This window comes from Levilactobacillus tangyuanensis (assembly GCF_003946545.1).
In the GTDB taxonomy this organism is placed as follows: Bacteria; Bacillota; Bacilli; order Lactobacillales; family Lactobacillaceae; genus Levilactobacillus; species Levilactobacillus tangyuanensis.
The window spans coordinates 1-21,643 of record NZ_RHOA01000016.1 but is presented as its reverse complement, the minus strand read 5'-3'; the positions used below and the strand labels follow the sequence as shown (position 1 = coordinate 21,643).

Sequence of the window (21,643 nt, the reverse complement as noted above, 5' to 3'; positions counted from 1 at the left end):
GCGATTATCCTTTCTTCGTGAATTGCTTGAGGAAACGCACGTCATTGAGGTAGAAGTTCCGAATATCATCGACACCGTACTTCAACATAGCAAACCGGTCGGGTCCAACACCAAAGGCAAAACCACCATAGACATCAGGATCAACGCCGGCCATCTTCAGGACGTTAGGGTGAACCATTCCGGCACCCAGCACTTCAATCCAGCCCGTATTCTTGCAAACGCCGCAACCCTTACCACCACAATTGAAACAAGTAATATCAGCCTCAACTGATGGCTCGGTAAATGGGAAGTAACTTGGCCGCAAGCGCACATCGAATTTGTCACCAAATAATTCGTGGGCTAAGACCTGCAACGTTCCCTTCAGGTCTGCCATGGTAATGTGCTTGTCGATGACTAACCCTTCCACTTGATGGAACTGGTGGGAGTGCGTTGGGTCGTCGGTATCACGACGGTACACAACCCCTGGGGAAATCATTTTTAATGGGCCTTGGCTGAAGTCATGCTTTTCCAACGTCCGCGCCTGCATGGGTGACGTTTGAGTCCGCATCAAGATCTCCTTAGTAATGTAGAACGTATCCTGCATGTCACGAGCGGGATGGTTCTTAGGGATATTCATCATCTCAAAATTATACTTGTCCTCTTCAACTTCTGGGCCACTTAAAACCTGGTAACCCATGCCCAAGAAGAGATCTTCGATCTGGTCAATGATTTGTTGAATAACATGTGGTTCACCCTTGGCAACTGGCGTCCCCGGTAATGTCACATCCAGCGCCTCATTGGCCAACCGGGCATTCAAGACGGCCCGTTCCAATTCCTCACGACGGCCCTCTAAAGCGGCAGTTAAGTCATCACGAACCTTGTTCGCAAATGCCCCAACCTTTGGCCGTTCTTCGGCATCTAAATCACGCATCCCCCGAAGGACCTCCGTGATGGGTCCCTTCTTACCTAACAAATTAACCCGGACTTGATTAACGTCCTTGAGGTCGTTTGACTTCTTAATTTCGTCCAAGCCACGTTTCTGTAGCTCGTCCAGCTTATCTTTTAACGACATACGACATCCTCCAATTATATTTTCTACGACGGACTCTCTGCTAACTGAGTATGGATTTTCCTAAGACTGGGCAAATAAAAAAGCCCCGTCCCCTAGATTAGGGACGAAGCATCGCGGTACCACCCTGATTCAGTGTAACCAAAGCTACACCACACTCAGACGTGATAACGGTCACTTACCGGACAATCATTCATCGTTTTCACGAATTCCGATGCCTACTCAAGAACTGAATTCACCGATGGTCTTAGAGGCTCGCTTCCAGTCACGGCCAACCCTTCCTAACAAATTCCATCGATTACTGCTTTTCTATCATCGTATTTGATTATTACATTCACTAAGGTTAGCCGAAAAAAACCGACCTGTCAACTACTTCTGGTCGGTTTCTGTTGAGCAATACCACTTGTCTGACCAAGCGTGAACCGCATTCATCACGGCTTCAAATTCTTGCCCCTTTTGCGTTAACTCATATTCAATTAAGGAATTGTCGGGAAAAGTCTGGCGGACAATAACCCCATTCTCTTCCAATTCCTTGAGCCGTTCCACTAAAACCCGGTCGCTGCAACGCGGCACCTTACGTGCCAAGTCACGAAACCGCTGTGGCCCTTCGTGAAGCAAGACATCAATGATTAAGCCGTTCCACTTCTTCCCCAAAAAGGAAAAAGTCTGCTCAAATCGGGGACACAGTGTGAAGTCGACCGATGAGTCTTCGTCACTTTTTGACGTCATCATTTGCAAATTTTCTGCCCCCAATCCTTCTCTAGTCATTCTTATGCGTTAGGTGTCATCCGTTCTTTAAGGGCTTCTACCCGCTTACGCATGGGTCCACAAAATTCGTGAACGGCTTCGTAATCATCCACCAGAGAAACAATCGCACTTTCCCGGTATTTAGGCGTTGCCAAGGTAGCACCCCACATATGTTTCAGGATGATATCCTTTTCCATGGGACTCAGATCAGTCAGCTTTTCAGCGTTCCGCAAGGCGACCCGTGGATGGATAAACGCATGCGAACCCAAGTCAAACTTGGTTGTCCGCCAGTCATAATAAAACAAATCATGTAACAACCCGCCCCGTGCGGTTGCCCGGGTATTCAAACCAAGTTTCTTCGCAATCAAATAACTATTATAGGAAACTGAAATACAGTGGTCCAGTCGGTTTGAATGGTGGTGCTGGGTGTAATTTGCCAGGCGTTGAACCGGCTCCTTTTCCAACAGATCAGAAACTAAAGCAAGGTACTCGGGGTCATCGCGCCAAGTCAGTTTGGTCATAAAATGCTTCCTTTTCATTTAGTATGGTTTGGTCTTCTACTCTTAGTTACCCTATATCATACTTTCTTTTGGCCAAAATGCAACCATAATGATTCAGGATCCCCGCTGTTTAGCGATTCTTAACCTTTATTCGATAACGCGAAACATCACGACACCGGCGGCAATCGCCACGTTCAGTGACTCGGCCTGACCCTTAATCGGGATATACAGGTTCATGGTGGTCATGGCCTGTAGGTCTGGGGCCATCCCGTTGCCTTCATTCCCCATCACAATCGCGCCGGCAGCCATTGGCTTGACGTCACGATAATCCTTGGCATGGGGATCAAGATTCGTCCCATAGACCGGTAGGCCCCGCTTGGTAAAGGCCTTGATCCAGTCATGGAGGTCGGCTTCAACCAGTTGTAAATGATACTGACTCCCCTGCATCGAACGCAGGACCTTTGGCAGAAAGCGGCTGGCCGTCCCCTTACCAAAGACAACACCGGTGAGTCCGGCGGCATCCGCCGTACGGACCATGGTGCCAATGTTGCCGGGATCTTGAACATAGTCTAAGAACAACCACGTGCCCGCAGCCGTTTCTGGATCAACGACCGTTTCGCTTGGCATTGGCAGCGTGGCAAAGATGCCTTGTGGCGTTCCGGTATCGCCAATCGTCTTCGCAATACTATCGGTCAATTCAAAGGTTGGGACCGACTGCGGTAATTGAACCTCATGCGCGGCGAGTTCCTCGGCCGTGCCCATGATGGCCGTCATCGGTTGGCGAGCCTTAATGGCCTCTTGCACCAAATGCCAGCTTTCTAATAGGTAGCTTTGCGTTGCCTGACGACCCTTTTTACTGCTCAATGACCGCCACTGCTTAACTCGCTTATTTTGACCGGACGTTATTTTTTCTCTCACACTGATTACTCCTATCGACTCGTTTTCCTAAGTTTACCATACCCCTGGGCAGACTGACGGACTTGGCTTATGATAGTAGAAAAAGTTCACACGAAGGGAAGCGATTGTATGATGACACAAAAGTGGCTGATTTCAGGTCAGGTTCAAGGCGTTGGCTTCCGCTGGTCGGCACAGCAGCTCGCCAATCGTCTGGGCGTCACGGGTACGGTGCAGAATCTAAGAACCGGTCAGGTGGCCATTGTGATCACCGGCGAACCCGATCAGCTAGCGGCCTTCGCGGATCGGCTTCACCGGGGACTCACCCCGTGGATCACGGTCACCGATATTTCGAAGACTGACCTGCCCACCCACCATTTTGCTGACTTTCAGATAATTATTTGAAAAACCCACTCAGATCAAGTAATATGTTTGATGTTGACGGCGTTTTCGTCGTCGGGGGCTGTGTGCTCTACATCGCGAAAATAAAGGGGTTCAAAACATAAAATGAAAATCTCCAAGAAAGTCTCGGTCACTGCTGCTCTTGCAGGGCTTGCCCTGGTCTTAAGCGGCTGTGTACAGACTAAGAATGGTAAGCCTTATGGCTTCGTCTACGACTACTTAGCCGTTCCTGGGCAACACGTCATGGATTGGTTCGCCCATGCCTTCGGTGGCAGCTACGGTTGGGCAATCATCATGTTAACCGTTGTTGTTCGGATGGTGCTGCTACCATTGATGGTCCGCCAAATGCGGAGCTCAACGGTTCAACAAGAAAAGATCTCAATGATTCGGCCACAAATGACCGAATTGCAAAAACGGCAAAAGGCCGCCAAGACACCCGACGAACAGGCTGCCGCTGGCCAAGCCATGATGGCCCTCTATAAAGACAATGGGATCAGCATGACCGGTGGAATTGGCTGTTTACCACTGTTAATCCAAATGCCGGTCTTCGCCGCTCTGTACGCAGCAATTCGTTACTCACCAGAACTCAGCGGGTCCGTCTTTATGGGAATCCCACTTGGGAAGTCTAGCTGGATTCTAGCCATCTTGGCCTTCTTATCTTATCTGCTTCAAGGCTACATCACGTTATTGGGGATGCCCAAGGATCAGAAGAAGCAAATGATGATTACCCTCCTGATGTCGCCCGTGATGATTCTATTCTTCACCATGAGCTCTCCGGCCGGATTAGGTCTCTACTTCTTCGTTGGTGGATTGTTTGCCTGCCTGCAAACCTTAATCATTAACTTCTATCGACCAAAGATTCGTAAAGAAATCGAAGAACAGGTTAAGAATCAGCCAGCACCAGTTGTTAAGCCAGCCCCAAAGCCGGTGACGCCAACTGAAACGCCAAAGGCCATCAAACCAACTAAAACAACTAATCATGAACAAAACCACAAACGAAACGCCGGCAAGCAACAACACCGTCGTTAAACGAAGAAAGCCCTCTGACCATTAGGTCAGGGGCTTTTTATTTGTTTTCCTTGATAAAGCGCTTTTTGTATCTAACAAAATCTTGTTCGATAGCCTGGTTTAATTTCACGGCACTGGCCTAGTGATAGCCTAGAGCATTGGTATTTTTGTATGCAATTACTTGCTATTAACAAAATGGTCAGTATCAGTACGCACTGCTTGCCTACTGTTCCTTAAACCGTGGCCAAATTCTTTTTAACCCCACCCGGAATCCGATCACTGACCACGGCCGACCATGATTCAACGTTTTGGCCCTTGGTCTCAATTTGCAAAAATTTATTAGGCTTCAGTCGCCACTGGGAATCAAAGGTTAACGTCCGCGATGTTCCGCTCTGGTTGTAAGTCAAAAGCTGATAGGTATACTCTTTCTCGCCACCACCACCAATATACTCGCGAACCGGCTTAGCCGATGTCGAAGCATAAACCGTTTCCGATTTTACTAATGGATTAACGTTGTCTAGGGCCATCGCCCACTCCGAATGTTGGTTGCGTGTCATCTGCGGGACAAGTGCCGCCGTCAATCCCAAAATGCCAATTAATAATGCGGCTAACCCCAATAGTCGTTTAATGATTTTCATGATAGCTCCTCCTATATTGGTTAGCTACTATAGTAACTAACTAGTTATCTTAGAATACTGGAATTAGTTGGCACTGTCAAGTTTGTTCATAAAATAATTCATGACAAAAAAAGGCTATCGAGATTTCTCGATAACCGTTAGTTTATTAATCTTGTTTAGGTCGCGATTGTTCCTCGCCATCTTGCTCTGCTGCAGGCGTTTCTAATAATTCGGACTTGATGCCCGGAATATCATTCGCTGCCTGAGCTTGCGCCTTCTTGTCATTCAGGATTGCCGCGTCCGCATCCGAGAGAATGGGCAAGGTGATTCGAAAGACCGAGCCATGCCCTAAAGCACTCTCAATCGTAATCCGACCATGATAGGCCTCGATCAAACGCTTGGCAATGGCCAAGCCCAGACCGTTGCCCCCCTTGGTTCGTGAACGCGCCTTATCGACCCGATAGAACCGGTTGAAGACCCGGTTACGATTCTCCTGAGAAATTCCTTCACCAAAGTCCTGAACCGCGACCTCAACGCTTCTGGAGTCACTTTCATAGGACAGGTGAACCTCTTTACGTTTCTGAGAATACTTTACGGCATTATCGAGTAAGATAATCAGAATTTGCTCCAGATGGTTCCGATAAATCTGTGACTGAACCGGTCGCTCCACATCATCATCCAGAATAAACACGTAGTCGGGATGAATCATCTTGAAGTTATCAAAGACCTGCGTCACCACTTCGGTCACATCCGAGACCTCATTAGGAAAGTTGACATCGATTTGCTCGGCTCGTTGCAGGTCCAACATTTCTTGAACCAGGCTTTGCATCCGCTTAGTCTCCTGTAACGACGCCTTAATCGACTCGTTTAAGATCTCTGGGTCATCCTTACCCCAACGATCCAACATTTCCATATGCCCTTGGATAATGGCCACCGGCGTCCGCAACTCATGTGAAACGTCCTCGACGAATTGCTGTTGCTGGTCCATATATCGTTGGGTCGTATCGAGCATCCCATTAAACAAGGTGCCCAGGTCACTCAACTCGTCTTGATGATGCATCTCTGGCACTCGGACGTCCGTCTGGGGGTCATCACGCACCGCGTGAATGGTATCCCTGATAGCCTCAACCGGTCGCAGAAGAAACGAGGCTAGACTATAGCTAAGGACAGCGGCCGCTAAGCCCGCCATCAAGCCAAGCACAATCTCTACCTGGAGTAACTTAACCTGGGTCGCATGATAGTCTTGCAAGTTATCGGTGACCAATACATAGCCAATCACGCGATTGCCTTGTTTTGCCCGAATCGGTGCCCGACCAACCAAGCCCTTACTTCCGTTCAGGGTCTGTTCAGCAATCTTTTGCCGTGACACAGCCTTAAACTTAATCGGACTCTTTCTGGTTGAGAAGATCGCTCGATTCTGGGGATCGTACACCGTGACAGATTGGCTATCGCGAGACAAACTCGTTAAGATCGCATTGTTGTAGGAACGACCTGGCTGTTGACTATCCGAAAACACGGACCGTGGCCGTAAAACCTGATTCACCTGTTGGCTAGTCAACGCCACCTGCTGGTTACTCAATCGCTCCTGAACGACATTCAAGGTATCACTAACATGGGCCTTTTCCTGTCGCATCAAAACCGTCATAAAACTACTGAAAATTAAGTAAACAATCACCCCAAAGATAACCAAGACACCGACCACCGTTGATAGCGCCCATTCCCACTTTAATGAAAACCGGAAGCCACCCTTTTTAGGTTGAGTTTCAGTATCGGCGACGATTGTTTCTGAATCGTTCCTCACGAGCGCATCACGTACCCGGTCCCACGAACGGTCTGAATGTAACTCTTCTGACCAGGGACATCAATTTTGTTCCGAAGGTAACGAACGTAGACATCGACCACATTGGTTTCAACTTCGGATTCGTAACCCCAGACCTTGGTTAACAGCACATCTCGTGCTAAAACAACATTAATGTTTTCCATTAATGCTAATAATAACTCGTATTCCCGCTTCGTCAGGTTGATGACCTCATCCCCACGACGGACAATCCGGTTTTCCTTTTCAATCGTTAGGTCCTTAAACTTAACGGTTGTCTGCTTGGTACTCTTTTGTTCGCCTTCCAAGTGAATCCGGCGTAACAGGGCCCGCACGCGGGCTAAGAGTTCTTCAATCGCAAATGGCTTCACAATGTAATCGTCAGCCCCGTGGTCCAACCCTGATACTCGGTCAATCACAGAGTCTCTGGCGGTCATCATGATGATTGGCGTGCTCTTCATTTCGCGAACGCGCCGGGCCACTTCAATCCCATTAAGTTCTGGCAACATCAAGTCTAACAAAATGACGTCAAAATCTTGGGACAACGCGGCATCTAGTCCCGTACGACCATTGAATTGGACGTTTGTCTCGTACCCTTCGTGTTTAAGTTCCAATTCAACGAAGCGTGCCAGATTTTTTTCATCTTCAATAATTAAAATTCGACTCATTATGATTTAACTCCTCTAGGCTAATTAGCTGCATCCGACCTGAAAAGCTTCCATTAGCGGCCGGGTGTCCGATATTCAGTTCAACTTTTAATTTTATCATATTTTCTCATAATTGTACGACAAAACACCCCCCTTTTCACATTTAAGCCACAGTTTATACAGAAATTTAAATTTTATTCATTCCCAATGTAAGGGCAACCGGTTGTATACATTGACGTACAGCCGTTTGAAAATGGCTAATAGTAAGTTGCTTCACATAATTTAGTTACTGGGGTTCCTTAATCTATCGCTACCATTAAAGGATTTTTCTCGACATCCGTTAAAATTTTTAACTTTTTGTGCAATAATTCACTTGAAAATGGCACCGTTTGCAGTATACTAATGCATGTAGACAACAAGAAAAGGGGATTTTTTGAATGAAAGCTGCTGTTATTCGCGATTCAGTCGACGGTTACGTTGATATTAAAGATGTTACTTTGCGTCCAATCACCCATGGTGAAGCTTTAGTTAAGATGGAATACTGTGGTCTCTGTCACACCGACCTTCACGTTGCTGCCGGTGACTTCGGCAAACAACCTGGCCGGATTATCGGTCATGAAGGTGTTGGTAAGGTTATCCAAGTTGCCGATGACGTTGATAACCTGAAGATTGGCGACCGTGTTTCAATCGCTTGGTTCTTCAAGGGCTGTGGCCATTGTGAATACTGCTTAACCGGTCGCGAAACTCTTTGCCGGAACGTTCAAAACTCTGGTTTCACCGTTGATGGTGCCATGGCTGAAGAATGCATCGTGGATGCTAACTACGCCGTTAAGGTTCCAGATGGCTTGGACCCAGTTGAAGCAACCTCCCTCACCTGTGCGGGTGTTACCATGTACAAGGCTTTGAAGACTGGTGAAACTAAGCCAGGCCAATGGGTTGAAGTTGTTGGTGCCGGTGGTTTAGGTAACTTGGCTATTCAATACGCCCACAATGTCTTTGGCGCCCACGTCGTTGCTGTTGATGGTAACCCTGACAAATTGGCTGCTGCTAAGGAAAATGGTGCTGAAGTCCTGATCAACCGTCATGACAACAACGTTGCCGAACAAATCCAAGAAAAGGTCGGCGGTGTCAATAATGCCCAAGTCACTGCTGTTAACAAGGATGCCTTCACGCAATCCGTTAACGCTTTGAAGCCAGATGGTAAGTTAGTTGCCGTTGCCTTACCTCAAGGTGACATGGAATTGAACATTGCTAAGACTGTTCTGGATGGTATCTCAGTTCGCGGTTCCTTAGTTGGTACCCGTCAAGACTTAGCTGAAACCTTCCAATTCGGTGCTGAAGGCAAGGTTCACCCTATCGTTCAAACTCGTCGTCTTGACGAAGTTAACGATATCATCGACGAAATGAAAGCTAACAAGATCGTTGGTCGGATGGTTGTCGACTTCACTAAATAATTAATCTGATAATTAAAAGGCGCTCACCAGTTGGTGAGTGCCTTTTTTTGCGTTCGCTGAAGGATAAATTTTTCGTAACGCTTGGAGATCCGCCGCGGACAGCCGGTCAACACCCTGGTCCACCGGATACATGACCGAGGACCGTTGTGCACTGTGGTCCAAGCCCAGTGCGTGCCCCAATTCATGGACGGCGATGGAATCCCGTAAGCGCGGAGAATTCGCCAAGTTAAGTCCGGAACGGGCCCGATTCACGGTGAGCGCCTCTATACCGTTCACCTCGTGAATTTCCGGTCCCCCCTTACCAAGTTCAAGGTAGTCGCTGCCGGCGTCGCTAGCGGTCTTATGATAGGCAAATAACGTGATGCCATTCTGTCCCCACAGGGGCCGCCCCGCCACCAAGTTAACCACGCCGGTTTCATTGTAAACCGCAATCGCCCGCATGAAGCGCGCCTTTATTTTGGCCGGGACCCCTTTACCAAAGTGATAATGATAGGTGGTGCGCAGCGAGTTAGGCGTGACAATGGATTCGATCGGCGTCGCCGACTGGTGCGCCTTTCGCCCAACTAACGGTAAACGTTCCTGCAGCCGTCCTAGCCGTTGTTGCGACGATCTAATGACCTGCGTGCCATGCCCCAGTAATCCGCCCAACACCAGTCCGCCTAGTAGCAACGACCACCCAAACTTCCGCATATTCTCGCTCCTTAGTATTCTCAGACTGTTGCTTAGTTTACTGAGTTATCAGACGAGTTGCCAGGCAAACACTTTTTTAACGTCAGAATCCAACGCTTTCTTAACCCTTATCTGACCGCCCATGAGATTTCTCATCCGACTGCCAGCGAATCACGGGGCCAACCACTAATGGCATCAGACCAATCGTCACCGATCATCATCCAGCAGGTCATCGAATCCCTCACGACTAAGATTTCCCCCTAAACCAAGTGGACCACAAAAAAAGCCGTGACAGAACGTCACGGCCCTCATTATCTTTATGCCAACAGCTGGGACTGAATTGTTCGTAAAACACCGTCCTGCTCGTTATTCCAGGTGGTCACCTGATCGGCCACGTCCTGAATGTCAGCTGGCGCATTCTGCATGGCAACCCCAATCCCGGCATAGTCCAGGAGAGGAACGTCGTTAGCGCCATCACCAAAGGCCATCACCTCGTTGGCTTCAAGTTGCCATTCCTTGGCGAGCCACTGCACGGCAGGAAGCTTCCCAACATTGGTGGCGACTACGTCTACAACCCCGTAACCACTGTCATGAGCACGCATCCGACCGGCCAGCAACTCATTCAGCTGAGCAACCGTGTCTTCGGCCGCACCAGGCAACACCGAGACACTAATCTTCTTAATCTGATCACTCACCTGAGTCAGATCATCGACCAGTTGCAAGTTGTCATAAAACTTTTCGGCCGCTTCAATGAGTGGTTTGGGGGCCCCCTTTTCCGTATAGGAGCCGTGCGCACCGGTCAAGATGATATACGCCTCTTGCAAACAATCAGCCTGACGATCAACCGTCAGGAAGTGGTCCAACTGTTCCGCTGACAGACTGCCATCAAACAACAATTGATCGTGCCAGTAAATTGACGCACCATTTTCGGCGATCACGGCCAAATTGTCCGCCATCACGTCCTTAAACAGCGAACGCAGATGGTCATACTGGTTGCCGGAGGATAGGACTAGCCGAACGCCCTGTTTGTCCAGTGCCGCCAACGTGTCTTTGAACAACGACTGGTTGAAACTCTGGTCGTTGTGTAGTAAGGTGCCGTTCAGATCAACGGCGATTAATTTAATTGCCAAAATTTCACTCCTCAATGCTCTGTGTGACTATTATTATACGTGAGAAATGACGTCGAAGCACAAAAAAACTCCCAGAAGCCGCGGACTTCGTGAGAGTTTTTCGACTAATTATAAATTAGTTGTTGTTGCTTGCATTGTTAACCGCAACGACCTGACGGCCATCGTAGAAACCGCAACTTGGGCAAACCATGTGTGACTTACGTAATTCACCACAGTTAGGGCAAGCAGTTAAATTAGGCGTGGTTAACTTGATGTGACCACGACGCATAGCTTTTTTCGTCTTAGACGTTTTCCGTGCTGGTACAGCCAAAGAAAACACCTCCTTTTAATAAAATTATATCCACTAGTGAAAAAATTTTTAAGGCTTACAAAGGGATTATTGATCATCCTGATCAGGGAAGAAATCCTTTAACTTTGCAAGACGTGGATCAACTGGTTTATTTTCCTTCTCGACGGCCGCCAAGTCGGCTTCCGCAACAACCTGCCAGTCTTGACCGGTTGGCATTGCAGCGCCCTTTTGTTCGTCGTCAGAAAGAATGTGCATCGGAATCTGTAACAGAATGTTATCCCCAACCGACTTATCGAAATCGATCACGTCATCGGTGATAACCATGACAACGTCGGTCTTTTCAAACCGTTGCGTTGCCGTTGGATCTGAAACATAGAATTCCGTCATTGTAAACGCTACGGGTAAGTGAACCGGTGTTAAGGAACGACTAGACGGAACGGTTAGGTCCGCCGTCACCGTTGCATCAACGACCACATCTCCGCCAGACACGATGGAAACCATGCCTTTAGCGTGGACGGGACTTAAATCTAACACTTCATTACCATAACGTTCCATCAGATCCGCCTTTAAATCCAGCGTCTCATCGAACATCATGGGTTCGCTTCGGTAATTCTTGCGGAGCTCGGTCATCGACCATTTCATCGCAATCCCTCCAATGCAACGAGATAAATTATACCTGTCTAAAATTATGATGTCAAGGTAAATTCCTTGATAGTCACTCAGAATCACTGAGTTTTATGGGAATTCGGCCATCGTCTTGCGGAATCCCGGTTAACAGCGTGCGGAGCTGCCCGACTCGTACGTCCAGGGCGCCTTCGCCGCGCTGCCATTCCCGATCTGCCCGGCTAACCAATGGCCATTCAACCGTCTTCTTAATCGCGTGTAAATATTGCTGTCCCGCGGCCGAATAGCCCAGCACCCGCAGATATTGCGGTTGCTGCTGCATTTCCGTCGGATGGGCCTGGTTATAAAGATAACTAGCCTGCCGCTGGAGGCGCGTGTACGTGTAGCGCTTGGTTTTAACCGCCTGCATAAAGTCCGTGAATGACGAACTTTTTACCGCTGCTCGTTTCAAACGGTACTCAACGCCCTCCGTAATCTGATACATCTTTGCCAGGTCGGTCGGAGCCGACGTCATCAGCAAGTACCGTAACTGCGGCCACAATTGCTCCCAGTCCACCAGTGGTCCCTGCCGCAACGCAGCCAGTGTGGCGGCAGGCACCACGCGTGCAATCTGCGCCAAATCACCAGCTAGAATGGCTTGGCGAATCGCCGTCGCACTTGCGAAGTCTGTCCCCGCCACAATCGTCGAGTCGTTGTGATCACTTCCCTTGCGGGCCAAGGGAACCAGGCTTAGGTGATTACCCGCTCGCCGGTTAGCCAACGCATAGAAGAATCCCAGAATATCATTCCCAGAATTCAGCATGATCCCGGTTTGCTCCCGAAGGTAGCCCTGGAAAAGTGAGGCGTACGTTTGGTCAAAGCGTTTGAACGTCGCTGGATCGGTGGGTAAATGGTCCATCAACCGCCGATAGTCCATCCCGGGGTGTTCGGTGCCGAAGGCCAGCCAATGGCACTGCAAGGCTGCTAGGATGGCCACACCACCCCGTGCAAACAGGTCGGCCGGTTGGATGGCACTAGCCGTCGGTAATTCAACCACCAGGTCAGCGCCGCCAGCCAATGCCGTCCGCGCGCGTTGCCACTTGTCCAATAAGGCCGGTTCGCCCCGTTGAACCCAGTTACCACTCATCGCAACGACCACCGCATCGGCACCAGTCTGTTGTTTGGCCTGCCGGATTTGGTAGGCATGCCCATTATGAAACGGATTATACTCCGCAATAATTCCGACTGCCTGCACCCGTCTTACGCCTCCCGCTTAACCTCAAAGAACCACCGCGTGGTCTTGTCACTAATTTCTTCATTGCCAAAGTCGGCACTGACCCGTTCTAGCTTCAAGCCAGCATCCTGTAGGGCTTTCTGGTAATCGGCTAAGACATAGGTTCGTTCATGATGAAGCTCGGTCACCTTGCGGTATTGCCCCGATTGTTCATCCAACGTAAAGAAAGCCAAGTCATGCTCCGCGGCATGGTCATCGTCTTCCGTCCCGTAGCTGGTCCAAACAAAGGCCCGTGTATCATCAACGTAGTTATACATATACCCCGGATAAACTTCATCGGTCTGATAGGGGGTAATCACATCAAACAGAAACTTACCGCCGACTGCCAGGTGGTCGTGAACCTCACGAAAGGCTTGGGTCACTGCGTCCAAATCCGGCAAATAACAAAACGAATCGGCAAAACAAGTGACCGTCTGGTAGGTTCCCAACACGGTCAGATCCAACATATCCCCCGCCATTAGTGGCATCGTCACATCGGCATCCTCAGCGTGCTGAGCGGCCAGGGCCAGCATCTCTTCTGAGAGGTCTAACCCACTGACGTCATAGCCACGTTGGGCTAGCTGGACGCCTAGGCGTCCACTCCCACAGGCAAGGTCAAGCAAGGGGCCGCTCGTTGGGGTAACCCTTTGGGCAACAAAATCCAGCCATTGGTCATACATGGCTGGATCGAACAACTCGTCGTAAAGCTCAGCAAATGATTGATAAATCATGCTTCTACCCATTGATGTAAATCAACTTCGGGAGCTGAAGACCACAGCTTTTCCAAGTTATAGTGGGCCCGTTGTTCCTTTTGGAAAACGTGCACGATGACGTCGCCTAAGTCAATTAAGATCCAGGTTGCCCCATCCTTACCTTCAACATCCTTGATATCGACACCGTTAACGGCCATTTGGTCCGTAATTTCATCGGCAATCGCTTGGACTTGCCGATTTGAGCCAGCCTCCATGATGAGGAAATAATCCGCCATCAGGCTAACCTTGGTCATATCTAAGGCAGTTATTTCTTCTGCCCGCTTACTATCCGCAGCCTTAACCGCGATTTCTAGAATTGCTTTGCTGTCCATGCATGTTCTCCTCTCAAATACCGGGGTGCTCAGGCACCCAAGCATTGTACGTGTCTATTGATTTTGGATAAACCGGCTTGTCCTTATCCACCAGATAGGCCAGCGTGTGCTTTGCCTGAAAGGCAACGCCCGTGGCCAGATCATGATGCGTGATTTGGCGGGCTTCTTCAACGCCTGGAAAATCACGTGCCGGTTCAATATAGTCGGCCATGTAGACGATCTGTTCTAGCGGCGTCATGTAAACCGCCCCCGTCGTATGATGTCGAATGGCATTTAAAATATCCTCGTCGGTGATGCCTAATTCACGTTTAACCAATTCTGCGCCAACGACCCCATGCCAAATGGCATTACCATAGTCCAGCAGTCCAGGATTCAAACGATAATCGTGAATCGCCTGAATAAAATCTTCGTCCGGTCGTTGCTTGGCATAATCATGGGTCAGACCAGCGATACTGGCCTTTTCAACGTCGACCCCGTTCTCACGCGCCAACTCAATCGCCGTCGCTTCAACCCGTTGAACGTGTTTGAAGCGTTTCGGCTTAAGCTGCGTTTCGATTCGGTCTAATAGGTCCTGTCGTGTTCCGGCAAAAAAGTTTTCTTTGTATTCGAGCTCAGTCACGATATAACAGATGCTCCTTTATATAAAGATCCACAAGTGTTGGCACCAGGTACCGGATAGATTGGCCCCTACGGACCTGATCACGAACCATGGTTGAACTTATACCAATCTGCGGCATATCAACCCAGAGAACCGGATATGGCGTCTCACGGGCATAACCCGCACGGCAAACGCCAACAAACTGAACCAGCTTCTCCAGTTCCTCGATTCGATACCATTTTGGCAGGTAGGCGACCATGTCGCCACCAATGATGAAATAATACTGATTCTCGGGATGCGCCCGAGTTAACTGCACCATCGTGTCATACGTATAGCTACGCCCGCCCCGTTCAACCTCGGTTAATTCGAGTTTGAACAACGGGTTATCGGCAATCGCCGCCTTGACCATGGCCACGCGTTGCGCGGCGGGAATGGCCAACTTGCGGTCGACATGTGGTGGCTCGGCGTCCGGCATGAAGCGAACTTCATCCAGACCTAACTGTGTCGCGACCTGATCAGCAATGACCAGGTGTCCTAGATGCGGCGGGTTAAAGGTGCCACCCAAGATCCCAACTCGACGTTTCTTAGCAGTGGCCGCCATTTCTGTGGCCACTAATGGGCTGGTCCGTTCTAAAATCTTAACCACGACTAACCGACCTCCTAGATGTTCTCAACAATCACTGAAATCTTTTGATTTTCTTCGTTAGTAGCTGGCCGGTATAAAACTAAAACCCGACCAATGGTTTGGACAACTTGAATGTCCGTGTTCTCTTCGATGTAGGCCTTGGTATCGTCAACATCGACATCGGCACTCTGTTGTAAATTAATTTTGATCAATTCACGATTTTCTAAGGCACCGGTTAACTGTGCTAACCAGGTCTTAGTCAACCCATTCTTCCCTACGGAAAATAATGGCCGCATTGAATGAGCATGTGCGCGTAAATAACGCTTCTGTTTCCCTCGTAACAAATTATCGTCCTCCATGTCTAGATCATTGCCCGTCGTACTAAGACACCCACACCTGCGGGTGCCCAGCCTGTCACGTGTGTTCCAGCCGGAACGGTAATCCATCCCAGGCCTTCAAACACTAAGTCACTCTTCTCGGTGACCTTGAAATCATGGCTAACCAAGGCAGGAAAATCATCCTTGTCCGCCGCGTGTGGTGGGGTTAAAAGTTCTCCTAATTGCCGAGCGTAGAAGTCATCGGCATTCTCAAGCTTGGTCCGGTGAATGTACAGGTTATTTTCAAAGTACGCCGTAAACCCACTCTTAGGGCCCTTCGTGTAGTCAAACCGAGCAATGCCACCCAAGAATAGGGTTTGATTGTCTTGGAGTTGGTAAACCTTGGGCTTGATTGGCTTTTGTGGTGTCACTAGTTTGAGGTCTTTCCCGGTCAAATAGTGTGCCATTTGAGCATTTTGAATAATCCCTGGGGTATCCACCAACACGTGGTCGTCGTCCAGTGGCAATTCAATCTTATCCAACGTGGTCCCAGGGAACCGTGACGTGGTGATGAGGTCCTTCACACCCGTATTTTGACGGACGATCTGGTTAATCAGCGTGGACTTACCCACGTTGGTCACCCCAACCACGTAAACATCCCGATTGCCACGGTGCTTATCAATCAACTTCAATAAGTCATCAACCGATTGGTTAGTTTTCGCACTTAACAGGGCGACATCAATTGGCCGCAAGCCGGCCTCGTTAGCCCGTTGCCGCAACCAATCCTTCAATTTACTCCGCTTCAATGAGCGCGGCAAGATGTCTTCCTTGTTCCCAACCAACAGAATTGGGTTATCCCCAACGAACCGGTGGAGCCCAGGAATCACACTCCCATTAAAATCAAAAATATCGACAACGTAAACAATCAACGCGTTGGCGTCACGAATCTGCGTCAGCAAGCTTAAGAAATCATCGTCGGTTAACCCAACTGGAACGATTTCATTGTAATGCCGTAAACGGAAGCAACGTTGGCAATAGACCTCTTGATTCTCAAGGCCCTTGTCCAATGCTGACTGTGGCGTGTAGCCCGGCGCCGTCTTGTCCGTTGTCTGAATCTCTGCACCACAACCAATGCAGTGTAGTGGTTCGCCATCAATTAAAATGGGTTCAGTGTGTTGTTCGTTCATTAAGATCCTCCTGCCAAGTTAGTTCTGGATAACGGCGCCGTAATTCCCACATAACCCCTTTTTCTAACAAGCGGTTACCCTTGGTAATCCAGGCGTCTGACTTTAAAATTGGTCGTACTAAAACACTACGGATACGGCTGTGATTAGCAGCCCAGATGTCCGTCAACAATTGGTCGCCGACCATGACGACCTCAGACTTTTGCAAATGCCAGCGCCGCAACGCCCGCTTCATTCCCCACGTCAACGGCTTCAGTGCCCGATGAATATAGGGTAAATCGAACGGTGCCACAGCGCGATCGACACGTTCACGACTATTATTTGATACCACAATGACCTGGATGCCCGCTAATTCTAGCAGGGTCAACCAGTGTCGTAACTCGGGAGTCCCATCCGGATTGTTCCAGGCGATCAAGGTATTATCCAGGTCGGTTAACACGGCCTTGATGCCGTTTGCCTTTAGTTGCGCGGGTGTCAAATCATAGATGTTGGTCACCATCCAGGTTGGTTTGAATCCAGAAACCATATGGGTGACTCCCCCCTTCGTTCTTTTGTCGTTACCGACATTTCTAGCTTTTAATTATACGCAATCCCAGCGTATTTTACCACTCTGAACGGTTGAGATTGCTTGTTTTTATCGGTGAACGCAGTTGCTACTAATAAAAAAGACTCCGCCTAAGCGAAGTCCCCTCATTAACTGAATTAAGCAGCCAATGCTTCCTTAGCTTGGTCAGCTAAAGCAGTGAATGCAGCAGCATCACTAACGGCCAAGTCTGCTAACATCTTACGGTTAACATCGATGTTGGCTAACTTCAAACCGTGCATCAACTTGCTGTAGCTCAGACCGTTCATCCGGGCTGCGGCGTTGATCCGGGCAATCCAAAGCTTCCGGAAGTTACGCTTAGTGGCTTTACGGTCACGGAAGGCGTATTGACGACCCTTCATGACTTGGTCCTTAGCTACCTTAAACAAACGGTGCTTTGAACCACGGTAACCCTTAGCTAACTTTAAAACCTTTTTGCGACGTGCGCGTGTAACAGTACCGCCTTTAACTCGTGGCATAATCTTTTCCTCCTAAATCAATTCAAACATTATGTCGACATTTCGTCGACCCGAAAAATTAGTGACCGGCTTACTTTTGTAACAGAGAACGGTAAGTCTTCAAGGTCGTATCGTTCATCATCCGGGTACCACGAAGGTTCCGGCGTTGCTTCTTGGTCTTACCGTGGAAACGGTGAGACGTGTAAGCGTTGGCACTCTTGATACCGCCCTTAGCAGTTACTTTGAAACGCTTAGCTGCGGCGCGGTTGGTCTTCATCTTTGGCATAATACGAAATATCCTCCTTAAATCGGTAGCTTGGCTACCACAATCAATTCTTACTTATTCTCAGCGATGGGTGAAAGCATGAGGAACATGCTCCGACCATCCATCTTAGGCCGTTGTTCAACCGTAGCGACATCAGAGGTTTCCTGAGCCATTCGGTTAAGCACTTCACGACCAATGTCTTTATGGGTGATTGCCCGGCCCTTGAAACGAATTGATACTCGAACCTTTTCACCCTTAGCCAAGAACTTCTTAGCATTCTTAAGCTTGGTGTTAAAGTCATTGGTATCAATGGTTGGGCTAAGACGAACTTCCTTAACACTGATCACTTTTTGCTTCTTGCGAGCTTCACGTTGCTTTTTCTGCAACTCGAAGCGATACTTCCCGTAGTCCATGATGCGGGCTACTGGAGGTTTTGCTTTCGGTGCAACCAAAACTAAATCGAGGCTGGCGTCTTCAGCAATCTGTAAAGCTTCACTCTTAGACTTAATGCCAAGTTGCTCACCGTCGCCGGCAATCAACCGAACCTCACGTGCGCGAATCCCCTCGTTGACAATCGTGTCGTTTGCTATGGTAATCCACCTCCAAAAAAATCTCGAGAACTGCAGAAATCTCATTCATAAAAAAATGCGGGAACCTTTGATCAACAATCAAACGGCTCCCGCATGAAATCCAATCAAAAGATCGAACTAACGTGCATATCCAGCCCAGCAGCGTTAGCCACAGGGCGAGAAGCGGAAGCCTCTGCTTAATTTCTCAACTTAACCATCATACCAGCCTACCAAGGCCATGTCAACGCCGGATCCTGAAAAGTTTCCGGAGCTAACGACTATCATGGCGTTCCACCATTAATTAAACCATGTTTACCTTATGAACACAAGTAGCCCAACCATTTCGGTTAAGAATGGTTGGGCTACTCTTAGTCTTATAGGAAGAAAGACCTAGTCGTCTTGCTCCCCAAATGACCGTCTTCTATTTTACTGATTAGCGAGAATGATTAGTCTTCGCGACTGTAAGACGCAATATCGCTCAGAATTTCCTTAACGAAGGCATCGCTACTCATTGATTCACTGTCATCTTCACCATACTTACGGACGGAGACGGAACCATTCTTCATTTCATCTTCACCAACAACCAAGGTGTATGGAATCTTGTGGGTTTGGGCATCCCGAATCAGGTAGCCCATCTTTTCACCACGCTTGTCCACATCAACCCGAACATCGGCGGCCTTTAATTCGGCTGCCAACTTGTCGGCATAGTCCCCATGCTTTTCTTCGGAAACAGGGATGATCGTGACTTGCTTAGGTGCCAACCAAGTTGGGAAGGCCCCCTTGTAGATTTCAGTCAGGTAAGCAGTGAACCGTTCCATCGTTGAAACCAAGCCACGGTGAATCATAACTGGACGGTGTTCTTCACCATCGGCACCCACGTAGTGCAGGTCGAAGCGTTCTGGCAACATGAAGTCCAATTGAATCGTTGATAACGTTTCTTCATTCCCGAGGGCCGTCTTGGTTTGGACGTCCAACTTAGGACCGTAGAAGGCAGCTTCCCCTTCGGCTTCAACGTATGGTAGGCCAAGGTCATCCATCGCACCCTTCAACATCTTTTGCGCGTTGTTCCACATCTCATCGTCATCGAAGTACTTTTCGGTGTTCTTAGGGTCCCGGTAGCTCAAACGGAACGTGTAATCCTTGATGTCGAAGTCGTTGTAAACCTTAACCATCAGGTCCAGGATACTCTTGAATTCGTCTTGGATTTGTTCTGGGGCAACGAACGTGTGACCATCGTTCAAGGTCATTTCACGAACACGTTGCAGACCACTCAAGGCACCAGACTTTTCGTAACGGTGCATCATCCCTAATTCAGCGATCCGCAATGGTAATTCACGGTAAGAACGGATGTGGTGGTTGTAAATTTGGATATGACTTGGGCAGTTCATTGGACGTAATTCAAGTTGTTCGCCATCACCCATATCCATTGGTGGGAACATGTCGTCACGGTAGTGCGCCCAGTGACCGGATTGCTTGTACAGATCCAGGTTAGCTAAGACTGGCGTGTAAACGTGTTGGTACCCATTGTTAACTTCCTTGTCGATGATGTAACGTTCGATCGTACGACGAATGGTTGCCCCGTTTGGCATCCAGTAAGGTAAGCCGGCCCCAACCTTAGGGTCAACGAAGAACAGGTCAAGTTGGTTCCCGATGACCCGGTGGTCACGTTCACGAGCTTCTTGCCGCTTAGCCAAGTCGGCATCCAAGTCGGCTTGCTTGTAGAAGGCCGTCCCATAAATCCGTTGAAGCATTGGGTTAGAGGACTTTCCTTGCCAGTAAGCACCGGCAACGGAGAGCAACTTGAACTTCTTAACATCGCCGGTATTAACCAATTGGGCGCCATCGCTTAAGACTTGGTAGTCACCAATCTTCAAGAATGGTACGGCATCACCATCGACAGCATTAACTAATTCGGTGCTGAATGGGTCGTCCTTAACAGCGGCTAAGGCGTCGGCCTTGCTCAATGAGATCCGGTCGATGGCTAACTTGTCGCTAACCAACTTTTCAACAACAACGGCCAGGGCATCGAGTTCGTCGACACTAACTTGTTGGTCGTCCTTGTCGGTGTCAACGAAGAAACCGTCGGCGTCAGCACTAACTTCCCCTAAGCGAATAGCTGGGAATTCCTTCTTCAGCGCAATCCGTAACAATGCGGCAACCGTGTTCCGCAGAACAGCCAAGCCATCGTCGCTGTCCTTAGTGACGATTTCGATGCTACCATCGCCAGCCAGTGGTGCTAGGTAGTCGACTAATTTGCCGTCTAACTTTGCCGCAACGGCCTTCTTAGCCAAACTAATTGAAATGGATTTAGCGACGTCTTCTGCCGTCGTGTCTGCTGGAAAAGCCTTAACTTTGCCATCAGGGAACTTAATTGAAATATCTGCCATAATACAAGATCTCCCTCACTGAATTTTTGGGCTGCCAACGAAAAAAGTCCCCAGTGTCATCTAGACACTGGGGACGTCAATAACGTGGTTCCACCCGATATTTATCACGAGACTACGCCCGTGAACTCAACTCGTTGATAACGGAACGAACCGGCCAAGAATTTCCTCTCGACAGCTAGGAAAGTGGTAATATCGATGACTGCTAAGTCGGCTTCCAAGCTAGGCCAACTCTTCCTGTGAACAGACTCACCAATATCGTGTCTTTCGTCTAAGCTATTACTAAGTTTCTAAAGACTATTAAACACTTGCCGCAAACGGATGTCAAGGGTCAGGCCGCCGAAAGATTAAAAAAAGATGAGAAAGCAGCTAGACCACTAGCCCTCCCTCATCCTAAAAAATGGGAGTGTCAAATTTTTTGTGTAAATGGAAGTCCTCTCCCATTAGCTAGCTTCTAATACATGGATTCTAACGTATCT

General features: G+C 48.8%; 26 protein-coding genes. 3 read left to right on the top strand and 23 right to left on the bottom strand.

What is annotated here, in order from left to right; translation table 11 throughout:
• Positions 1–4 precede the first annotated feature (4 nt).
• The 4 genes from pheS to EKM96_RS09385 form a co-directional block, all read right to left on the bottom strand.
• The gene (gene pheS, locus EKM96_RS09400) at positions 5–1,051 is read right to left on the bottom strand and encodes a phenylalanine--tRNA ligase subunit alpha (protein WP_125642987.1); all 1,047 of its coding nucleotides are present in this window, start codon (positions 1,049–1,051) and stop codon (positions 5–7) included.
• A gap of 366 nt (positions 1,052–1,417) precedes the next feature.
• Positions 1,418–1,780 carry a winged helix-turn-helix transcriptional regulator gene (locus tag EKM96_RS09395; RefSeq protein ID WP_225417755.1) on the bottom strand — a complete coding sequence of 121 codons (363 nt, stop codon included), beginning with the start codon at positions 1,778–1,780 and terminating at the stop codon, positions 1,418–1,420.
• 38 nt (positions 1,781–1,818) lie between these two features.
• A complete protein-coding gene (locus EKM96_RS09390; protein WP_125642981.1) occupies positions 1,819–2,316 on the bottom strand; it encodes an HDIG domain-containing metalloprotein in 498 nt (165 codons plus the stop codon).
• Positions 2,317–2,442: 126 nt separating this feature from the next.
• Positions 2,443–3,213: a TrmH family RNA methyltransferase gene (locus EKM96_RS09385; protein WP_125642977.1), complete on the bottom strand. Its 771-nt coding sequence runs from the start codon at positions 3,211–3,213 to the stop codon at positions 2,443–2,445.
• A 108-nt stretch (positions 3,214–3,321) separates the two neighbouring features.
• Between EKM96_RS09385 and EKM96_RS09380 the strand changes: the two genes are divergently transcribed.
• Together EKM96_RS09380 and yidC are read left to right on the top strand one after the other, a co-directional pair.
• Positions 3,322–3,594 (top strand): acylphosphatase, encoded by a 273-nt coding sequence (locus tag EKM96_RS09380; protein ID WP_125642974.1) that lies wholly within the window; start codon positions 3,322–3,324, stop codon positions 3,592–3,594.
• A gap of 102 nt (positions 3,595–3,696) precedes the next feature.
• On the top strand, positions 3,697–4,620 hold the full coding sequence (gene yidC / locus EKM96_RS09375) for a membrane protein insertase YidC (protein ID WP_125642971.1): 924 nt from the start codon (positions 3,697–3,699) through the stop codon (positions 4,618–4,620).
• 212 nt (positions 4,621–4,832) lie between these two features.
• On the opposite strand, the gene EKM96_RS09370 is transcribed toward yidC, so the two are convergent.
• The 3 genes from EKM96_RS09370 to EKM96_RS09360 form a co-directional block, all read right to left on the bottom strand.
• Entirely contained in the window at positions 4,833–5,237 is a 405-nt protein-coding gene (locus tag EKM96_RS09370) for a YxeA family protein (protein ID WP_125642968.1), read from the bottom strand.
• Between the two features lie 145 nt (positions 5,238–5,382).
• Positions 5,383–7,017 (bottom strand): HAMP domain-containing sensor histidine kinase, encoded by a 1,635-nt coding sequence (locus tag EKM96_RS09365; protein ID WP_125642965.1) that lies wholly within the window; start codon positions 7,015–7,017, stop codon positions 5,383–5,385.
• Complete coding sequence (locus EKM96_RS09360; RefSeq protein ID WP_061777566.1) at positions 7,014–7,700, bottom strand: response regulator transcription factor; 687 nt, start codon at positions 7,698–7,700, stop codon at positions 7,014–7,016. The genes EKM96_RS09365 and EKM96_RS09360 overlap by 4 nt, the downstream gene beginning before the upstream one ends.
• Positions 7,701–8,116: 416 nt before the next feature.
• Here EKM96_RS09360 and adhP point away from each other — a divergent pair, with 416 nt between their 5' ends.
• Complete coding sequence (gene adhP / locus EKM96_RS09355; protein WP_125642962.1) at positions 8,117–9,133, top strand: alcohol dehydrogenase AdhP; 1,017 nt, start codon at positions 8,117–8,119, stop codon at positions 9,131–9,133.
• Positions 9,134–9,145: 12 nt separating this feature from the next.
• Here the strand turns inward: adhP and EKM96_RS09350 are convergent, their stop codons facing one another.
• The 16 genes from EKM96_RS09350 to thrS all read right to left on the bottom strand — a co-directional run bounded on the left by EKM96_RS09350 (position 9,146) and on the right by thrS (position 21,167).
• On the bottom strand, positions 9,146–9,823 hold the full coding sequence (locus EKM96_RS09350) for a matrixin family metalloprotease (RefSeq protein WP_125642959.1): 678 nt from the start codon (positions 9,821–9,823) through the stop codon (positions 9,146–9,148).
• Between the two features lie 296 nt (positions 9,824–10,119).
• Positions 10,120–10,932 (bottom strand): Cof-type HAD-IIB family hydrolase, encoded by an 813-nt coding sequence (locus tag EKM96_RS09345; protein ID WP_125642956.1) that lies wholly within the window; start codon positions 10,930–10,932, stop codon positions 10,120–10,122.
• A 115-nt stretch (positions 10,933–11,047) separates the two neighbouring features.
• Positions 11,048–11,242, bottom strand: a complete 195-nt coding sequence (gene rpmF, locus EKM96_RS09340) for a 50S ribosomal protein L32 (protein ID WP_125642952.1) — start codon at positions 11,240–11,242, stop codon at positions 11,048–11,050.
• Positions 11,243–11,308: 66 nt separating this feature from the next.
• Positions 11,309–11,863, bottom strand: a complete 555-nt coding sequence (locus EKM96_RS09335) for a YceD family protein (RefSeq protein ID WP_125642949.1) — start codon at positions 11,861–11,863, stop codon at positions 11,309–11,311.
• Positions 11,864–11,936: 73 nt separating this feature from the next.
• Positions 11,937–13,079, bottom strand: a complete 1,143-nt coding sequence (locus EKM96_RS09330) for a nucleotidyltransferase (protein WP_125642946.1) — start codon at positions 13,077–13,079, stop codon at positions 11,937–11,939.
• A 5-nt stretch (positions 13,080–13,084) separates the two neighbouring features.
• Positions 13,085–13,828 (bottom strand): class I SAM-dependent DNA methyltransferase, encoded by a 744-nt coding sequence (locus EKM96_RS09325; protein ID WP_125642943.1) that lies wholly within the window; start codon positions 13,826–13,828, stop codon positions 13,085–13,087.
• Positions 13,825–14,181: a ribosome silencing factor gene (gene rsfS, locus EKM96_RS09320; RefSeq protein ID WP_125642940.1), complete on the bottom strand. Its 357-nt coding sequence runs from the start codon at positions 14,179–14,181 to the stop codon at positions 13,825–13,827. The genes EKM96_RS09325 and rsfS overlap by 4 nt, the downstream gene beginning before the upstream one ends.
• A gap of 13 nt (positions 14,182–14,194) precedes the next feature.
• Positions 14,195–14,803 (bottom strand): bis(5'-nucleosyl)-tetraphosphatase (symmetrical) YqeK, encoded by a 609-nt coding sequence (yqeK, locus tag EKM96_RS09315; RefSeq protein ID WP_164511021.1) that lies wholly within the window; start codon positions 14,801–14,803, stop codon positions 14,195–14,197.
• Positions 14,793–15,425: a nicotinate-nucleotide adenylyltransferase gene (locus EKM96_RS09310; protein ID WP_125642934.1), complete on the bottom strand. Its 633-nt coding sequence runs from the start codon at positions 15,423–15,425 to the stop codon at positions 14,793–14,795. The genes yqeK and EKM96_RS09310 overlap by 11 nt, the downstream gene beginning before the upstream one ends.
• A 14-nt stretch (positions 15,426–15,439) precedes the next feature.
• Complete coding sequence (gene yhbY, locus EKM96_RS09305) at positions 15,440–15,763, bottom strand: ribosome assembly RNA-binding protein YhbY (RefSeq protein ID WP_125642931.1); 324 nt, start codon at positions 15,761–15,763, stop codon at positions 15,440–15,442.
• A 2-nt stretch (positions 15,764–15,765) separates the two neighbouring features.
• Positions 15,766–16,908 (bottom strand): ribosome biogenesis GTPase YqeH, encoded by a 1,143-nt coding sequence (gene yqeH / locus EKM96_RS09300; RefSeq protein WP_125642930.1) that lies wholly within the window; start codon positions 16,906–16,908, stop codon positions 15,766–15,768.
• Positions 16,889–17,431: a YqeG family HAD IIIA-type phosphatase gene (locus EKM96_RS09295; protein WP_125642927.1), complete on the bottom strand. Its 543-nt coding sequence runs from the start codon at positions 17,429–17,431 to the stop codon at positions 16,889–16,891. The genes yqeH and EKM96_RS09295 overlap by 20 nt, the downstream gene beginning before the upstream one ends.
• Before the next feature lie 176 nt (positions 17,432–17,607).
• Entirely contained in the window at positions 17,608–17,967 is a 360-nt protein-coding gene (gene rplT, locus EKM96_RS09290) for a 50S ribosomal protein L20 (RefSeq protein WP_061777067.1), read from the bottom strand.
• Between the two features lie 70 nt (positions 17,968–18,037).
• Positions 18,038–18,232 (bottom strand): 50S ribosomal protein L35, encoded by a 195-nt coding sequence (gene rpmI / locus EKM96_RS09285; protein WP_061777068.1) that lies wholly within the window; start codon positions 18,230–18,232, stop codon positions 18,038–18,040.
• A 50-nt stretch (positions 18,233–18,282) separates the two neighbouring features.
• Complete coding sequence (infC, locus tag EKM96_RS09280; protein WP_125642924.1) at positions 18,283–18,846, bottom strand: translation initiation factor IF-3; 564 nt, start codon at positions 18,844–18,846, stop codon at positions 18,283–18,285.
• Between the two features lie 380 nt (positions 18,847–19,226).
• On the bottom strand, positions 19,227–21,167 hold the full coding sequence (thrS, locus tag EKM96_RS09275; protein WP_125642921.1) for a threonine--tRNA ligase: 1,941 nt from the start codon (positions 21,165–21,167) through the stop codon (positions 19,227–19,229).
• Positions 21,168–21,643 lie beyond the last annotated feature (476 nt).

Excerpts from the sequence above, each read along its gene's own strand:
- pheS (WP_125642987.1), bottom strand. The coding sequence starts at position 1,051 with ATGTCGTTAAAAGATAAGCTGGACGAGCTACAGAAACGTGGCTTGGAC.
- infC (WP_125642924.1), bottom strand. The coding sequence starts at position 18,846 with ATGAGATTTCTGCAGTTCTCGAGATTTTTTTGGAGGTGGATTACCATA.
- yqeH (WP_125642930.1), bottom strand. The coding sequence starts at position 16,908 with ATGAACGAACAACACACTGAACCCATTTTAATTGATGGCGAACCACTA.
- rsfS (WP_125642940.1), bottom strand. The coding sequence starts at position 14,181 with ATGGACAGCAAAGCAATTCTAGAAATCGCGGTTAAGGCTGCGGATAGT.
- EKM96_RS09325 (WP_125642943.1), bottom strand. The coding sequence starts at position 13,828 with ATGATTTATCAATCATTTGCTGAGCTTTACGACGAGTTGTTCGATCCA.
- EKM96_RS09335 (WP_125642949.1), bottom strand. The coding sequence starts at position 11,863 with ATGAAATGGTCGATGACCGAGCTCCGCAAGAATTACCGAAGCGAACCC.
- thrS (WP_125642921.1), bottom strand. The coding sequence starts at position 21,167 with ATGGCAGATATTTCAATTAAGTTCCCTGATGGCAAAGTTAAGGCTTTT.
- EKM96_RS09295 (WP_125642927.1), bottom strand. The coding sequence starts at position 17,431 with ATGGTTTCTGGATTCAAACCAACCTGGATGGTGACCAACATCTATGAT.
- rplT (WP_061777067.1), bottom strand. The coding sequence starts at position 17,967 with ATGCCACGAGTTAAAGGCGGTACTGTTACACGCGCACGTCGCAAAAAG.
- rpmI (WP_061777068.1), bottom strand. The coding sequence starts at position 18,232 with ATGCCAAAGATGAAGACCAACCGCGCCGCAGCTAAGCGTTTCAAAGTA.
- yhbY (WP_125642931.1), bottom strand. The coding sequence starts at position 15,763 with ATGGAGGACGATAATTTGTTACGAGGGAAACAGAAGCGTTATTTACGC.
- yidC (WP_125642971.1), top strand. The coding sequence starts at position 3,697 with ATGAAAATCTCCAAGAAAGTCTCGGTCACTGCTGCTCTTGCAGGGCTT.
- EKM96_RS09360 (WP_061777566.1), bottom strand. The coding sequence starts at position 7,700 with ATGAGTCGAATTTTAATTATTGAAGATGAAAAAAATCTGGCACGCTTC.
- adhP (WP_125642962.1), top strand. The coding sequence starts at position 8,117 with ATGAAAGCTGCTGTTATTCGCGATTCAGTCGACGGTTACGTTGATATT.
- EKM96_RS09370 (WP_125642968.1), bottom strand. The coding sequence starts at position 5,237 with ATGAAAATCATTAAACGACTATTGGGGTTAGCCGCATTATTAATTGGC.
- EKM96_RS09350 (WP_125642959.1), bottom strand. The coding sequence starts at position 9,823 with ATGCGGAAGTTTGGGTGGTCGTTGCTACTAGGCGGACTGGTGTTGGGC.
- EKM96_RS09380 (WP_125642974.1), top strand. The coding sequence starts at position 3,322 with ATGATGACACAAAAGTGGCTGATTTCAGGTCAGGTTCAAGGCGTTGGC.
- EKM96_RS09390 (WP_125642981.1), bottom strand. The coding sequence starts at position 2,316 with ATGACCAAACTGACTTGGCGCGATGACCCCGAGTACCTTGCTTTAGTT.
- EKM96_RS09395 (WP_225417755.1), bottom strand. The coding sequence starts at position 1,780 with ATGATGACGTCAAAAAGTGACGAAGACTCATCGGTCGACTTCACACTG.